Raw genomic sequence first — 15,840 nt, 5'->3', positions numbered from 1 at the left:
AAAACAAATTAAACAATAAATAGATATTTGAATTTACAGCAATAAAACATTAGTAATAAAAAAGAGGCTGATCATGATTTATGATACAGCCTCGTAATACAAGGTTAAAAGCTATTTACCGCCGAAAATGTAAAATGCCGATAGACCAAGGTTATTGCTAACCCAGGCAAAATTTAAATTATCTGTTTTGCCGTGCAAACCATTGCTATACAAAGTACTGCTGTGATTGTAGTTTAAACTTGCAAGGATAGCAGATAACCCCATACGCTTTATTGGATAATAAACAAAGCCCAGGTTTACGCCACCCGTATAACTATTAGTAGTACCGTCTGACGAATAAATGCCTCCGTTAGTATTTTGGACAGATCTTGCATAACTTAATTGAGGCCCCGCACGAAAACCAAGATATTGGTTAAACATCAGATATTTCCTTAACGTAACCGAGGCTCCATAAGAATGATAACGCTCAGTAGAATTGTCGGCATAATCACTTCTATTGTTCGAATAAAATAGGCTCCCGCCAATATCCAGCTTATCTGCAATAAAGTAGCTGTAAGTTGGACCAATAGTGTAATTCAGGTACTTTAATTCAGTATTGGTAAAAGCATTACTATTACCATTTAGATTAGGGTTACTTTGTTTACTATACCCTAAAGCTAAATTAATACCTAAGGTTTGTGAACCTTTTTCGGTTTGGGCTTTTGAAATTTGAAAAGTCAATAAAAAGGCAGGGATTAAAAACAGGATTTTTTTCATTTGTGATAATAGTTCGTTAAGATTTTTGCAGGATACTTTTTTTTTACGGGGGATGGCAATTATTACAGGCAAACCAATAAGATTTGCCTGTATGTTTAATGACTATTTGGCCCCAAATACATAAAATACCGAGATACCGATGTTATTGCTAATAAAATTGAAATTAACATTATCGGTTTTTCCGTGCCCATTAACACCGCTGTCCGTTTTAACGTGGCTATAGCTCAGATTAGCCAAATTTGCTGCAAAACCAAGGCATTTTGATGGGTAATAAACAAGTCCCAAGTTTATTCCGGCAAGATAGCTGTCACTTTTACTGGTGGTATTATTGATAGAGGAATTTGCCGGATAGGTATCCTTGCTGTCAAATCTAACATAAGTAAGGTACGGTCCTGTACGAATGCCAAACTTTTCGTTATACATCAAATACTTCCTTAAAAATATAGAAGCAGTATAATCATGTTCATGCCGGGTTTGCGGATAACTTTGATCGCCATTATCAAAGTGAAGATAATCATAGCCAAGTGTTGCCCCAATGTCTAATTTATTGGCGATGAAGTAGCTGTAAGTAGGAGCAACACCAAATAAGGTATATTTATTAACCACATTTACCGACGAATTATCAGACGGATTTATTGACAAGTTATCAGACTTTTGATAACTGAAATTCAGGTTAACACCCAGTGTTTGTGAGCCTTTTTCGGTTTGGGCTTTTGAAATTTGAAAAGCCAGTAAAAATGCAGGGATTAAAAATAGGATTTTTTTCATTTGTGAATAATAGTTTATTGAGCAAGGATAACGGCAATTATTTTTCGTTATTTTATCAATTTAACTATTATTAAATAAATATTTATCTGAATAATATAAGGTTTAACGCGGCGTTAAATCAGGTTTTATATCGGTGAAGATAAATTGAAATGGAGGTGTAGCGGGAATGCGATTAACCTATCTGCCCTCCAGGCTATCCCTGTATTTTTTAAGGGATTTTAATATAGATGTGGCAATTTCAAATTGCCCGTCTTTTGAGTTTAGATATTCTTCGTCGGCCGGGTTATTAATAAACCCGGTTTCAACCAGCACCGCGGGCATGCCGCTTTGGGCCAGTACCAGTACACCTTGTTCTTTTACACCGTAAGTGTGGCGGCCATCAGCTTTTTTAAGCTCGTGGGTTATCATATCGCCAAAATGGATGCTTTGTTTACGATATTTTTGTTGAAAGGCATTAAGTACAATGGTGTTCACCACGCCGTCATCCCCATAACCGTTATACTTCTCTTTATAATCCTTTTCAATAAAGATAGATGCATTTTCTCTAAGAGCCTCGCGTTGCTCCTCACTACGGTGAAAGCCATATACCAATACAAGTGTGCCATGCTCTGTTGCCCTTTTTTGCGGGGTTGAATTACAATGGATGGATATAAACAGGTTACCATGGTTGCTGTTGGCAATTTCAGTACGTTTGTGCAGCTCAATAAAAACATCGGTACTCCGGGTCATTACGGTTTTAATACCCGGCATCTCGTTATTGATCAAATCGCGAAGTTTTTTGGCTATGTTCAGCGCGATATCTTTTTCTTTTGACGTAGCACCATGTGCGCCAGGATCTTTACCACCATGCCCGGCATCGATAATCACCGTTTTAAATTTAAAATGATTGGTAACGGATTGGGTGCCGTTGCTTTGTTGCGCAAATGAATTGTTTACAGCAAACAGACTAACAATAAAATAAACAAGGGTAGTTGTATAGGTATTTTTTAGGCAGATGGCAGGCATGAACAACAAGTATATATTGGCACAACAAACATTTTATCCATAAAGGATATAATTAACATATTGTTTGGTGCAATAGTTTAAATTTATATTTAATTAAGTTTCGCAAAGGTAGTATTAGTTAGTGAGTTAGCTTTATTAGTTTGATAATTTCCATCGCACCGCTAAAATTCGCATAAATACAGGTCTTAAATTTTATATTTAAAGCTTAAACGTAACCCGCTAATCATAAGTTATGATGCCATTAAAAACACTTTTTATTGCCGCCGTACTTTTTATTGCTTTTATACAAGTAGGCTGCAGCCAGGAAAAATCAATAGTATATGGTAAAAATGCCACAGCCGGCAAATATTACGATGTGCGCGGCATAAAGCTATATGCCGAAACTTATGGCAGCGGCAAGCCCTTATTGCTTATCCATGGCAACGGTGGCAGTATTGAAGCCTTTTCAAACAACATCCCCTATTTTGCTAAAAAATATAAAGTTATCGCTGTTGATAGCCGTGCCCATGGCAAATCGACTGACTCTGCGGACTCCCTGAGCTTTGAGCAGATGGCCGATGATTTTGCCGGGCTGCTTGATGTAATGCATATAGATTCGGCATATGTAATAGGTTGGAGCGATGGTGGCATCAACGCGCTGGAACTGGCCATGCGTCACCCCAAAAAAGTAATTAAACTGGCATCAACTGGTGCTAACCTGTGGCCCGACTCGACCGGGATTGTGCCCCAATACTGGAAAGACGAGCAAAAACAATTTGAAAAAGATAAGAACACCGTTTGGAAAACCGCCAAAGAAAAAAACGACTGGAAGATATTCATGCTCGACTGGCTGCAACCTAACATCACCCTTCCCGAACTGAGAAAGATCCAATGCCCTTCCCTAATCATAGGTGGCGATCATGATGTGATCCCGGTACCCCACACCGTTCAAATTTACCAGGGCATTCCGAAAGCATATCTGTGGATAGTGCCCAACTCTGGTCACCCTACCCTTATCGAACATAAGGACGAGTTCAATAAAATAGTTGACGACTTTTTTCAACAACCGTTTAATAAACGGTAATTGACCCAACAGTTTATCAGCCTATAAGCTGATAAATATTTAATTTTATAAGTCTATAGTATTAAATAAATTTGCTTATTTAAGACTATAGACTTATTTTTGTTTATAATTATCAATAAGAACATGAAAAACAGGAAGCAACAGTTGGTTATAGAGCAGATGGATAAAAAGCTTAACGTTTTTCAATCTGTTGAAAATGTTATTGTACCATCAAAGGGATGGTTGAATGCTGTACGGGTATCGCTTAAAATGACTTTACAGCAATTAGGGAACCGTTTAAATATTACTCCCCAAAGTGCAAACGACCTGGAAATGCGGGAAGCTATGGGTACCATTACGCTAAACCGTTTGCGGGAGGCCGCAAATGCCTTAGATATGAAACTGGTGTATGGAATAATTCCTAAGGATGGCTCTATCGAATTAATGATTGAAAAACGGGCTAAAGAGCTTGCCAAAAAAATTGTGTTACGAACATCTAACTCAATGAAACTGGAAGACCAGGAAAACTCGGGCGAGAGAATAGAAAAAGCAATACAGGAAAAAACGGAAGAGATCAAAGCCGAGCTGCCAAAATACCTATGGGAGTAAACTTTGAATACCAGGATGGGCAAACCCCTTTAGATGAAGAGGAAAAAGAGGGTTTGCTTATTACTACCATTACTACACGTGCAGAATTGGATGAGTTTGAACAACTCAATATTCAAAAAGCCATTGAGTGGACTTTAACAAGAAAATTTAACCCCGGCAGAATACTAACCGAAAAATTTGTAAAGGAACTGCATCGCCGTATGTTTGGTGATACCTGGGCCTGGGCTGGCAAATTCAGAAACACCAATAAAAATATTGGCGTAGATCGTTTCCACGTGAGTATAGAATTAAGGACGTTATTAGATGACACCCAATTTTGGATCAAAAATGCCATTTATCCTCCCAACGAAATCGCCATTCGCTTTAAACATCGCATAGTTAAAATCCATTGTTTCGCTAACGGCAATGGCCGTCACTCCAGGTTGATAGCCGATATTTTAATTGAACATATTTTTAATGAGCCCGTATACTCATGGGGAAGCTCAAACCTCATTAAAGCCGATGAAGCGCGCGAACAATATCTAAGGGCAATTCGTAAGGCTGATAATGGTGATATCGGATTATTGATGTTATTTGCCCGATCTTAAAACCAATCCAATCGGTTATGCCATTGCACCTGTAAAACCGCTATGTACAGCGCGAGACGGAAAATATTGCGTCTTTACACAAAACAGTTCCCCGAACCTCACCACCCACTCCCCGAACCTCATCCCCCCAAATTCATGACAGACAAGGATAGTTCCTTAATTTATATCTCCTAAATTAGCTTTACCAATATATAAACCAATTAAGAGTATGCAAGTAATTTTTGGAGTGTTCTTCCATTTCATCGGCGGTTTTGCCTCGGGGAGTTTTTACATCCCCTACAAAAAAATTAAAGGATGGGCCTGGGAAAGCTACTGGATAGTAGGTGGCATTTTTTCGTGGTTCATTGTACCCCCGCTGGCTGCATGGTTAACTATCCCGGGCTTTGCAGATATTATTAGCCACACCAATGCATCCATCATCGGGTGGACGTACCTAATGGGCTTGCTTTGGGGTATAGGGGGCCTTACTTATGGTTTGGGGGTGCGATATTTAGGGGTATCATTGGGCAGCACTATTATACTGGGATTATGCTCCGTATTTGGCGCATTGATCCCATCGGTATATTATGATCTTTTCCCTAAAGTGGGCAAGGATACCTTAAGCATGATGCTACATAACCAATGGGGCCAGTTTGTATTAGTAGGTTTGCTGTTATGTGTTGCGGGAATCGTGATCTGCGGCAGGGCCGGCATGCTTAAGGAAAAGGAGCTATCAGCAGATAAAACCATAGCCCAGGAAAATAAAGATTACAAATTTGGCCTGGGTATCCTGGTGGCTGTAGTATCGGGCATATTAAGCGCCTGTTTCAACTTCGGCATTGAAGCCGGTAAATCAATGGCCGATACCGCCAATCAAATTTGGCAAGCCGGGCACCCGGGGCAGGGAAACTTTCTGTTTCAAAACAATGTTACCTATATTATTATACTATGGGGTGGTTTAACAACCAACTTTATATGGTGTATGGTGCTAAATGCACGCAACAAAACGTTTAGTAACTATACCGATAAAAAAACGCCATTGCTTAAAAACTACATTTTTGCAGCATTGGCAGGCACCACCTGGTTTTTGCAGTTCTTTTTTTATGGCATGGGTGAAAGTAAAATGGGTAATGGTGCCAGCTCCTGGATTTTGCACATGGCCTTTATTATCCTGGTAGCAAACACCTGGGGCTTGGTATTAAAAGAGTGGAAAGGCGTAAGCAAAAAAGCGTTTACCACTGTAATAGCGGGTATAGCTGTAATTGTACTATCAGTTTTGGTAGTAGGTTATGGTAACTCGCTAAAATAATTATTGAATTATTGATTGACTGAATTATTGATTGAGCTTCAATAGTTTTATCAATAATTGCATTCAGTAATTCAAAAAATAAATAATTCACTAACTCAATAATTCAGTAATTCAATAATTAAATATGTCACAATTTAAGCATGTAAGCTACCTGTGGGACGATGCAAAAGCGGCCGAACTCGCGGGCGATGAAGTTGCATTATTAATATATAGATCAAACTTATTAGGTGCCGATTTACGGTTAACCAACTATGGCGGGGGCAATACCTCCTGCAAAGTAATGAGCAAAGATCCGCTTACCGGTTCCGAAGTGGAAGTAATGTGGATCAAAGGATCGGGGGGCGACATTGGCACCTTGAAAAAAAGCGGTTTGGCTGCCCTTTACGTTGATCGCCTGCGCAGCCTTAAAAATGTTTATCGCGGCGTGGAGCATGAGGATGAAATGGTTGAACTGTTTAACCACTGTATTTATGACCTGGCATCCAAAGCTCCATCAATAGATACCCCACTTCACGGCTTTTTACCTTTCGCGCATATTGATCACCTGCACCCCGATGCGGCCATTGCTATCGCGGCAGCAAAAGATGGTAAAAAAATAACCCAGGAATTGTTTGGCGGCACCATTGGTTGGGTGGAGTGGAAAAAACCGGGCTTTGAATTAGGCCTGCAATTAAAACAATGCCTGGATGAAAACCCCGGCATCCGTGGCATTATGCTGGGCTCGCACGGCTTGTTTACCTGGGGCGATACGGCTTACGAAAGCTATATCAACACTTTAGAGGTTATTGAAAAATGTGCCGAATACCTGGAAGAAAATTACGGCAAAAAAGCCCCCGTTTTTGGCGGACAGAAAATTGAAAGCCTTGATGAGGCCGGTCGCAAAAAACAGGCTGCAGCAATTGCCCCTATCCTGCGCGGTTTTTGCTCAAGCCAAAAACACATGGTTGGTCATTTTACTGATGATGCCCGTGTACTGGAATTTATCAACTCCAACGATCTTGATCGCCTGGCCCCTTTGGGTACCAGTTGCCCGGATCACTTTTTGAGAACAAAGATCAGTCCCCTGGTATTGGATCTGCAACCCGGCGAAGACCTAAGTGATGTAAAAGCATTACAGGAACGCCTTACCCCTGCATTTGAGGCTTACCGCCAAATGTATACTGATTATTACAATACCTGCAAACACGATAACAGCCCGGCCATACGTGATACCAACCCGGTTATCATTTTATATCCCGGCGTAGGCTTGTTCTCTTTTTCAAAAGATAAACAAACCGCCCGCGTTGCTGCCGAGTTTTATACTAACGCTATCAATGTGATGAAGGGTGCGGAAGCCATATCAGAATACACTTCATTACCCCGCCAGGAGGCATTTGATATCGAGTACTGGTTATTGGAAGAGGCTAAACTACAGCGTATGCCAAAACCAAAAGCTTTATCGGGCAAAATAGCACTGATCACCGGTAGCGCAGGTGGCATAGGTAAAGCTATTGCCAAAAAGTTTGTTGATGAAGGAGCTGTTGTGATCCTTAACGATATGAACACCGAGCGTTTAGATGCTGCCGGCGAAGAGTTTAAAGCACTATATGGCAAAGATTCATACGCCACCGCGGTGCTTGATGTTACCAACAGCGAGCAAATTAGTGCTGCTTTAGATACTGCTGCCCTGGCTTTTGGCGGGGTGGATATTGTGATCAATAACGCCGGACTTTCTATCTCTAAATCTATAGGTGATCATACCGAGAAAGATTGGGACCTGTTATACGACGTGTTGGTAAAAGGCCAGTTTTTTATTACCCAGGCGGCCGTAGGTATCATGCAAAAACAGGCTATTGGTGGCGATATCATCAACATTGTAAGTAAAAACGCCTTAGTAAGCGGACCAAACAATGCCGGTTACGGATCTGCAAAAGCGGCGCAATTACACCTGAGCCGTTTAAATGCTGCCGAGTTAGGTGCCGATCATATCCGCGTAAATGTGGTGAACCCGGATGCAGTGATCAGCGACAGCAACATCTGGGCTGGCGGCTGGGCCGAAGGTAGGGCTAAGGCCTACGGTATTACCGTGGCCGAACTGCCTGCTTATTACGCCAAACGTACTTTGTTGAACGAGGTAATATTACCGGCCGATATTGCCAACGCCTGCTTCGCCTTTACCGGCGGCCTGCTCAACAAATCAACCGGCAACGTGTTGAATGTTGATGGCGGTGTGGCAATGGCGTTTGTAAGGTAGGGGCCCCCTCTAAATCTCCCCCTGAAGGGGGAGACTTTTATATAATGAAAACTTTTAGTTGTCCTTTTTAAGCCCTCCCCTTCAGGGGAGGGTTTGGGTGGGGCTTAAATTTTAAAACATGCAATTAGAGAAGAGCATAATCGAAGAAGCTAACCATCAGCAACAAGCTGCGCACCAGCGTAAGTATGATTTTGTTGCCGGGGATATAAACGGGTTGGATACCATCCTGAAAAAATTAGGTGATTTTAATATAGCTATACCAAGCTGGGCTTTGGGCACGGGTGGTACACGTTTTGGTCGTTTTTCTGGTGGTGGCGAGCCACGCAGCCTGGAAGAGAAGATTGACGATGTGGGGTTGATCCAGGCTTTAAACCGCAGCAGCAATTCTATCTCGCTACACATCCCCTGGGATATCCCTAAAAATGCGGATGTGATCAAAGCACATGCAGCTGCGCTGGGCCTGCATTTTGACGCGGTTAACTCCAACACCTTCCAGGACCAAGCCTCGCAAGAGTTGAGCTACAAGTTTGGCTCACTACACCATGTTGATAAAGCCGTACGCAAGCAAGCCATTGCTCACAATATCGAAGTAATAAAATATGGAGTAGCGTTGGATTCAAAAGCATTATCAGTTTGGTTATCTGATGGATCGAACTTTCCGGGTCAGCTAAATATGCGCGGCGCATTTGAGCGTACGTTGGAAAGCCTGCAGGAAATTTACGAAGCCCTGCCTGCCGATTGGAAAGTTTGGGTAGAGTACAAGCCATATGAACCAAACTTTTACTCAACCACTATTGGCGATTGGGGACAATCATACCTGTTATCATCTAAATTAGGTGACAAGGCACAAACATTGGTCGATCTGGGACACCATTTACAGGGGGCTAATATTGAACAGATAGTTTCTTTATTGCTGATGGAAGGCAAACTGGCCGGTTTCCACTTCAATGATTCTAAATATGGCGATGATGATTTAACCGTTGGCAGTATCAACCCATATCAGTTATTCCTGATATTTAATGAACTGGTTGAGGGTATGGATGCCCGCGGCATGAACCACGCAACAGGCATCGGCTGGATGATTGATGCATCCCACAACATCAAAGATCCAATTGAAGACCTTATTCAATCTGTAGAGGCTATCAAAATAGCATACACCCAGGCCTTATTGGTTGATGTAACCGCTTTAAAGCAAGCCCAGCAGTACAATGACGTAGTATTTGCCCAGGAAATTTTACAGCACGCTTACCGTACAGATGTACGCCCATTATTGGCCGAAGCAAGGCTGAGAGCAGGCGGCGCGTTAAACCCGCTGGCCTTATATCGTGCCCAAGCTGTACGTAACCAATTGATAAAAGAACGCGGGGCAAAGGCAGTATCAACCGGATTATAATATGGCGCAAATACCTGTTATAGCTGTTTTTGATGTGGGTAAAACCAACAAGAAGCTGTTTCTGTTCGATGAGAACTACAAGATAGTTTTTGAACGGACAGCACGCTTTATGGAAACCCACGATGAAGATGGCGATCCTTGTGAAAACCTCGACAGCCTGCGCCTATCCGTATTTGATTCGCTGCGCGAGATTTTCAAGCATAAAGAATTTGATTTAAAGGCGGTTAACTTTTCAACCTACGGCGCAAGCTTTGTTTATGTTGATGAAGATGGTACGCCGTTAACCCCGCTTTACAATTATCTTAAACCATATCCAACAGAATTGGGCAGGCAGTTTTACGATACTTATGGCGATGAAGCCAAATTTGCACGTGAAACCGCTTCGCCGGTTTTGGGTAATTTGAATTCGGGTTTACAGGTGTACCGACTTAAATACCAGCAGCCCGAGATTTTTAAAAAGCTCAAATACGCCTTGCACCTGCCGCAATACATGAGCTACCTGTTAAGCGGGCAAATGGTGAGCGATTTAACCAGCATAGGCTGCCATACCGCCCTTTGGGATTTTGGCAAAAATGATTATCACCAATGGTTAGCTGCTGAGGCTATCCTACCCAAAATGGCGCCGTTAAAGGCATCCGATAGCGTGCTGTCATCGGTTTTCCCCGGCACTACTTTTTGCGTTGGTGCGGGGCTTCATGATAGCTCTGCCGCGCTTATCCCCTATTTGGTAAGCTTTCATATGCCTTTTGTGTTGATCTCAACCGGTACATGGTCTATCAGCTTAAACCCATTTAATCAAACACCGCTTACAGCCGATGAGCTGAAGAATGATTGCCTTAATTACCTGCAATATAAAGGCAGCCCTGTCAAAGCATCGCGTTTATTTACCGGTTACGAGTACGAGCAGCAGGTAAAACGCATAGCAGCTCATTTTAACCAGGATGTGATCAGGTATCGCACCATTAATTACGATCCAGTGTTAGCAGCTAAACTAAGCACACAAACCGCGCTGCATAGCCAAAAGCAGGATGGCGAACTGCAGAAATCGGCTTTTGAACAACGGGATCTGAATGATTTCAGCAATGATACAGAAGCTTACCACCAGTTGATGATAGATATTGTTAACCAGCAAACCATATCAACCAATTACGTATTGGAGGGCTGTAAAGTGCAGCGCATTTTTGTGGACGGCGGCTTTAGCAAAAACAGTGTTTTTATGCATTTACTTGCGCTGGCGTTTCCGCAATTAGAGGTATTTGCGGCTTCTATGGCACAGGCCACAGCAGTAGGCACAGCCCTGGCCATTCACCAGGCCTGGAACAGCAAAACGCTGCCGCATGATTTGATCGAGCTGAAATATTATTCGGGCGTGAAAGAGAAGCAGGAGCTATAAGGGACTAACGTCTATAAACTTTTTAAGTTTAGGGATATATAATTTGTCATTGCCAATTATAAAATCCGGGGACTCTGAAGGTGGAAATGACAATAAAAAACTATGTCATTGCGAGGCACGAAGCAATCGCGAACTATGCAGATCCGCCCTGTAGAGTACGAGATTGCTTCGTGTCTACCCATGACGTATTGTACTTTACACAAACATTGGCTTTGAACGCCGGCAAAGACTCACCCGGCGAGGCTACGCCCGCCCCCCTCTCTTCACCTGCGGTGGAAAGAGGGGGTTTGATTGTTAATCAATTGATTACAAGCGATATAAATACAAAAATCTTCAAATCCCTCTTTCCGGCGAAGCCGAAGAGAGGGTGCCGCGCGTAGCGCTGGCGGGTGAGTCTTCGCCGCCATGCGATCTACGTCATTCCCACCTTCACTGTCCGCCGGATTTTAAAACTCGCAATGACATGGTGAACTTGTCACGGGTAAGCACGAAGCAATCTCGTAACCAAACTAATTCGCTCTGTAGAGCTACGAGATTGCCGCGCTACGCTCGCAATGACATAATACTACAGGGCAGATTAGGATTAAATCGCACTTACCAACTTCACAATATCCGCCACAACGCCTGCATCCTTAATAATGCGTTCGTGCCCAAGGCCTGTGTATTCCTTAATGATTATATCCGGATGCAACGCCAAAAACTCCTCAAGAAACGGGTAAGGCGCAATCTTATCCTCCCTATCAAAAGCCAGCCAATGTTTATTGGTAGCACCATTTTTATACAAATCGATCAAATTAAAACCGGATGCCTGCATTTCAAATAGCTCTTCAAACGTTTCAAAGAATTTATCCTGTGCCGGTTTAGGAATGGCAACCATATCCATAGTAGCTATAAAGTTTTCTTTAAGCTTTACAAGCGGCGCTATGCTAATTTGTAAAGCGGGCTTGATACCGGTTTCATTAATGGCGATAACATTGGCCATAGCCCCTAACGAGTGCCCTATCAATACATCCGGCGCGCCGTACTTTGTAATAATTGCCTGTGCTGCCTTAGCAAACAGCAAAAGATTAGATAATTCCCCGTCCGAACTGCCGTTCCCCGGCGCGTCAAAGGCGATGATCTGAATATCTTCAATTGTTTTCAGCGCGGTTATCACCTCATCAAAATCAATGGCCTTTGAACCCCAGCCATGGGTAATGAGTACTTTCCTGCTGCCATCGCCCCAAATAAAACCGTTGAATGTTAAGGCAGATTTAGCAAAATGTGGATCATCTACCTCGATGGTAAACTTCGTTGCCTCATCCAATAACTGCTGTTGCTGCAACCTTGGCGACATTTTGGGCGAATAGCAGATCAAATCCCACAGGGTATCTGCCAGGTCTAAACTATCTTTATTTTCTAAAGCGATGAGGTGACGGTGCAGCAATTTTAATTTTTTCATGAAGCCGACGGTAGTTACGGTCGCTAAGGTAGTAAATGACCTTTGCGATAAAATCATTTACTACCTAAAAACTTACGAAGTTTTGAAAACTTCGTAAGTTAAAGAAACCGTCGACTTTACTTCTTTCCCCTCCCCAACCAAAGCAGCGCGTTAATAAACAATTGGTTTTGAGTGTCACTACCAAAGGTAGATGACAATGTACGATTGGTACCGCCATCATAATCCATATCATTGTGCCCCATATTAAAGTAAACCATGCGGTACTTTTTGTTTGTCCAAACTACCGGGTAATAGCCGCTATGCCAGATCTCGTAAAGCTTTGGCCCGTTGCCCAACGGAAAACTGGTTGAATCAACAGCTAACAAAATATCGATATCCGGATTTTTGCGCAGATCATGCTCCCAGCGGTACCATTCGTTAGGTTGTGTTTTAAAGGTTGTGGGCAAGCCTTTGGTTACCTGGTGTTTGGCATCCTCCACATGTAAAATAGCCGAAGTGGGGTGCCAGGTATTACTCACATACTGGCCGGAACCCAAAAACTCGTTATGGTACCAATCCCAGTTTTGAGGAAAGTCCGACGGGGTAAGTGCAAAGGCCGAAAAATGGAAACCCATCCATCCACCTCCGTTTTTCATATATTGTTCGAAAGCTGCACGTTGGGCAGGATCATCTGGCCGGGTATCTAAAAAGAGTACCACCTGGTACCTGGCTAAAAAAGCGGGGTTCATATTACTCCAGTTGCTGGTAGAGTCGTAAGTAAAATTGTACTTTTTGCCCATCTCCGGGAAGCGTTTATTGGCCTCATGCATAAAGCTAATATGCGCCTTATCATTACGGCCCGTGTAAAAGGCTATTACTTTAAACGGTTTACCAGCCTGTGCCCTGGCTGTATAAAAGCAAAAACAAATAATAAAAAGCGTTATTATCGTGGCGGCGACTCTGAAAATTCGGGTATTCATAATTAGTGGGTTGATGATTGTATGATAAAACTAATTCATTTTTAATAAAAGTGAATATCATCACAGCCCTTGAGTGGTAATGTAGGGGAAAGACAGATTAAGGATAGAAGGATTAAGGAACAAGGACAGGAAATGAAACGCTTGTGTATGTTACTAAATAGTCCAAATTCAACTCAGAAAAATTATCCCTACCAACAACATCACCATAAATCGGTGAAATCATTCCCCATCAGTGAAATCAATTAAAATCGGTAAAATCAAAAAAACAAAAAACAGCCGTTACATTGCTGTAAACGGCTGCCGCTAAGTTATTGTCCCTGATTACATAACCTATTGGTCAAATGTACAGCTGAAAAGCAGTTTTGGTTACAGTGATATTACCCGATAGGCATTCGGAATTTACTGTTTTTTTTTGCGGATTTTACGCAACCCGCCTGCAAATAAAAATGCCCGGCGTAAAAAACAACCAGGCATAGGGGTATTAAATATAGGTATATAAGTTGGGGGAGGACAAATATATATTTACTTGCAGGCCATGTTCAAGGGGCCATACTATTCTATAAACTAAGTTTCACATTACCGCTACTGTTTTTTTGCTGCTTTTGAGCATACCAGAGACCTACAGTACAAATAAATTCGCTAAGTAATAAAAAAAACTCGATGTAAATATGGTCATCTGGAATCTGCCTGTGTGGAGATACCAGCAACAACGAAAGGTCTGGCAGCAATAGTCCAAATAATGGGAAAGCGGCAAAAATTCTAAAAATCAGTAATTCTTCCATTCTTAATTATTTGATTAGTCCAATTTAAAACTTTTAGGAATACAATCCAAGAAGTTTATCTAAAAAGTAAAAAAATATTTCAATAAAGTTAAAATATGAATAAATGCGGGGCAGATTTTAATTAATAAAAAATAGCTATAAACCTAAATATTCATCAATGCTCAGCCCAATTTGTTGTACCGGAATCTGGTGGTTACCAAAGCGGTGCTCAATTACCTCCCAGTAGCCAGAATTAATTTTCACAATGGTGTGAAATGACGAATGATTAAAAACATTATAGGTACTGTTACCTCCTGTTGTTTTTACTACTTTATAATTTTTGTCGTCAACTTTTAACTCAAATGCTTCCATTGTAATTGTTGTACAAAACTATTATGTAGCGGTATTATATGCAAGCCAAAAACACCCCGTGTTTTAACCCATAGTAAATACCGTGTTTTAACGGATTGAAGATTAGAAAGGCATGGCCTTTACCAACGCAACACTACTTTGGCGTACACCGGGATCGTTGTCAATAATTTGGCACAGTTCTGCATCTAATGATACATGGACAATAATAAAATTACTTGCGCGGTTCCAAAAAAACTCCCAGTCAGGAGCCTACTGTGTGCACACATCTTTTGGAATCGTATCACTAAACAAAAACGTTGTCATTTCGAACCCTCGGAGGGAAGGATTTTGCAAGGCAAGGGTGAGAAACTATCTCTTGAGCGCAGCGAAAAATCTTATACAACAGGCTACGTTTGCTTGTCGCTCGTAGAAGATTTCTCTTTCGCGCCCTCCTCGTCCCACTCCCTCACTCTATCGAAATGACATTTTTCTTTTTTCGAAAGATGTGTACACAGTAGCTCAAGAGCAGGGAAATCGCTGTCATGTTTCATCAAAAAAAGCCTTATTTTGGAGACATGAATATTCTTCGCTCGTTCGCTGTTTTTATACTTGCCGGTTTATGCGAAATTGGTGGTGGCTATCTTATTTGGTTATGGCTTAAAAACGATAAACCTTTGTGGTTTGGCATACTTGGCGCGGTGATCCTGGCCTTTTACGGTGTTGTGGCAACGTGGCAATCGGCAGGTTTTGGGCGTGTTTACGCTGCCTATGGCGGCATTTTTATATTAATGGCTTTAATATGGGCCTGGCGAATTGATGGCTTTAAACCCGACAAATACGATGTGATAGGTGCGCTCATAGCAATCATAGGTGCCTGCATCATTATTTTTACTCCCAGGAATAAATAAATACGCCTCACTAACCAGCTTTCTCTTTATTTTTTTACCATAATGGCAATTCCTGTCAGAAACTTGCCCAGGCTATTAGCATTTCTTCAAAACTTAAAAAAAAGTAACCGTTAAGCAAACAATCTATTATATAGTTTGTATTACAATCGGAGTTTAACTTTTATTTAAATTATAAGAAAATAATTACTATCTTAGCATTATCATACTAAATGTTAATAATTATGGAGAAATTAATAATATTAAGAATGTTTTTTTACTTCCCTCTCTTTGGGTTGTTATTGCCAGACGCAGGTGTTCTGTTAGCCAGAGCCCCTGGTAGTGTACCATTAATCCACGTTGGCATCGA

Annotated in this window: 15 protein-coding genes; 8 read left to right on the top strand and 7 right to left on the bottom strand. The window is 41.7% G+C overall.

Annotated elements, in window-relative coordinates:
• Positions 1-111: 111 nt before the first annotated feature.
• The 3 genes from FHS10_RS22995 to FHS10_RS22985 all read right to left on the bottom strand — a co-directional run bounded on the left by FHS10_RS22995 (position 112) and on the right by FHS10_RS22985 (position 2,529).
• Positions 112-756 carry a hypothetical protein gene (locus tag FHS10_RS22995; RefSeq protein ID WP_259095631.1) on the bottom strand — a complete coding sequence of 215 codons (645 nt, stop codon included), beginning with the start codon at positions 754-756 and terminating at the stop codon, positions 112-114.
• 102 nt (positions 757-858) lie between these two features.
• Positions 859-1,524 carry a hypothetical protein gene (locus tag FHS10_RS22990; protein WP_259095629.1) on the bottom strand — a complete coding sequence of 222 codons (666 nt, stop codon included), beginning with the start codon at positions 1,522-1,524 and terminating at the stop codon, positions 859-861.
• A gap of 177 nt (positions 1,525-1,701) precedes the next feature.
• On the bottom strand, positions 1,702-2,529 hold the full coding sequence (locus FHS10_RS22985) for an N-acetylmuramoyl-L-alanine amidase family protein (RefSeq protein WP_259095627.1): 828 nt from the start codon (positions 2,527-2,529) through the stop codon (positions 1,702-1,704).
• 232 nt (positions 2,530-2,761) lie between these two features.
• Between FHS10_RS22985 and FHS10_RS22980 the strand changes: the two genes are divergently transcribed.
• The 7 genes from FHS10_RS22980 to FHS10_RS22950 all read left to right on the top strand — a co-directional run bounded on the left by FHS10_RS22980 (position 2,762) and on the right by FHS10_RS22950 (position 11,074).
• A complete protein-coding gene (locus tag FHS10_RS22980; RefSeq protein WP_259095625.1) occupies positions 2,762-3,592 on the top strand; it encodes an alpha/beta fold hydrolase in 831 nt (276 codons plus the stop codon).
• A 123-nt stretch (positions 3,593-3,715) separates the two neighbouring features.
• Positions 3,716-4,180, top strand: a complete 465-nt coding sequence (locus FHS10_RS22975) for a mobile mystery protein A (protein ID WP_259095624.1) — start codon at positions 3,716-3,718, stop codon at positions 4,178-4,180.
• Positions 4,171-4,767: a mobile mystery protein B gene (locus FHS10_RS22970; protein ID WP_259095623.1), complete on the top strand. Its 597-nt coding sequence runs from the start codon at positions 4,171-4,173 to the stop codon at positions 4,765-4,767. The genes FHS10_RS22975 and FHS10_RS22970 overlap by 10 nt, the downstream gene beginning before the upstream one ends.
• A 208-nt stretch (positions 4,768-4,975) precedes the next feature.
• The gene (gene rhaT / locus FHS10_RS22965) at positions 4,976-6,055 is read left to right on the top strand and encodes an L-rhamnose/proton symporter RhaT (protein ID WP_259095621.1); all 1,080 of its coding nucleotides are present in this window, start codon (positions 4,976-4,978) and stop codon (positions 6,053-6,055) included.
• A gap of 124 nt (positions 6,056-6,179) precedes the next feature.
• Complete coding sequence (locus FHS10_RS22960) at positions 6,180-8,288, top strand: bifunctional aldolase/short-chain dehydrogenase (protein WP_259095619.1); 2,109 nt, start codon at positions 6,180-6,182, stop codon at positions 8,286-8,288.
• Positions 8,289-8,406: 118 nt separating this feature from the next.
• Complete coding sequence (locus tag FHS10_RS22955) at positions 8,407-9,681, top strand: sugar isomerase (RefSeq protein ID WP_259095617.1); 1,275 nt, start codon at positions 8,407-8,409, stop codon at positions 9,679-9,681.
• Position 9,682: 1 nt separating this feature from the next.
• A complete protein-coding gene (locus tag FHS10_RS22950) occupies positions 9,683-11,074 on the top strand; it encodes an FGGY-family carbohydrate kinase (RefSeq protein WP_259095616.1) in 1,392 nt (463 codons plus the stop codon).
• A gap of 583 nt (positions 11,075-11,657) precedes the next feature.
• Here the strand turns inward: FHS10_RS22950 and FHS10_RS22945 are convergent.
• The 4 genes from FHS10_RS22945 to FHS10_RS22930 all read right to left on the bottom strand — a co-directional run bounded on the left by FHS10_RS22945 (position 11,658) and on the right by FHS10_RS22930 (position 14,607).
• Positions 11,658-12,515 carry an alpha/beta hydrolase gene (locus FHS10_RS22945; RefSeq protein ID WP_259095614.1) on the bottom strand — a complete coding sequence of 286 codons (858 nt, stop codon included), beginning with the start codon at positions 12,513-12,515 and terminating at the stop codon, positions 11,658-11,660.
• A 116-nt stretch (positions 12,516-12,631) separates the two neighbouring features.
• Complete coding sequence (locus FHS10_RS22940; RefSeq protein WP_259095612.1) at positions 12,632-13,474, bottom strand: ThuA domain-containing protein; 843 nt, start codon at positions 13,472-13,474, stop codon at positions 12,632-12,634.
• Between the two features lie 557 nt (positions 13,475-14,031).
• Positions 14,032-14,256: a hypothetical protein gene (locus FHS10_RS22935; RefSeq protein WP_259095610.1), complete on the bottom strand. Its 225-nt coding sequence runs from the start codon at positions 14,254-14,256 to the stop codon at positions 14,032-14,034.
• Positions 14,257-14,391: 135 nt separating this feature from the next.
• On the bottom strand, positions 14,392-14,607 hold the full coding sequence (locus tag FHS10_RS22930) for a hypothetical protein (protein WP_259095609.1): 216 nt from the start codon (positions 14,605-14,607) through the stop codon (positions 14,392-14,394).
• Positions 14,608-15,161: 554 nt separating this feature from the next.
• Between FHS10_RS22930 and FHS10_RS22925 the strand changes: the two genes are divergently transcribed.
• Complete coding sequence (locus tag FHS10_RS22925) at positions 15,162-15,494, top strand: YnfA family protein (RefSeq protein WP_259095608.1); 333 nt, start codon at positions 15,162-15,164, stop codon at positions 15,492-15,494.
• Positions 15,495-15,840: the final 346 nt, after the last annotated feature.

It is taken from the genome of Mucilaginibacter dorajii, assembly GCF_024808255.1.
Taxonomy (GTDB): Bacteria; Bacteroidota; Bacteroidia; order Sphingobacteriales; family Sphingobacteriaceae; genus Mucilaginibacter; species Mucilaginibacter dorajii.
This window is presented reverse-complemented; position numbering and strand designations above follow the sequence as displayed.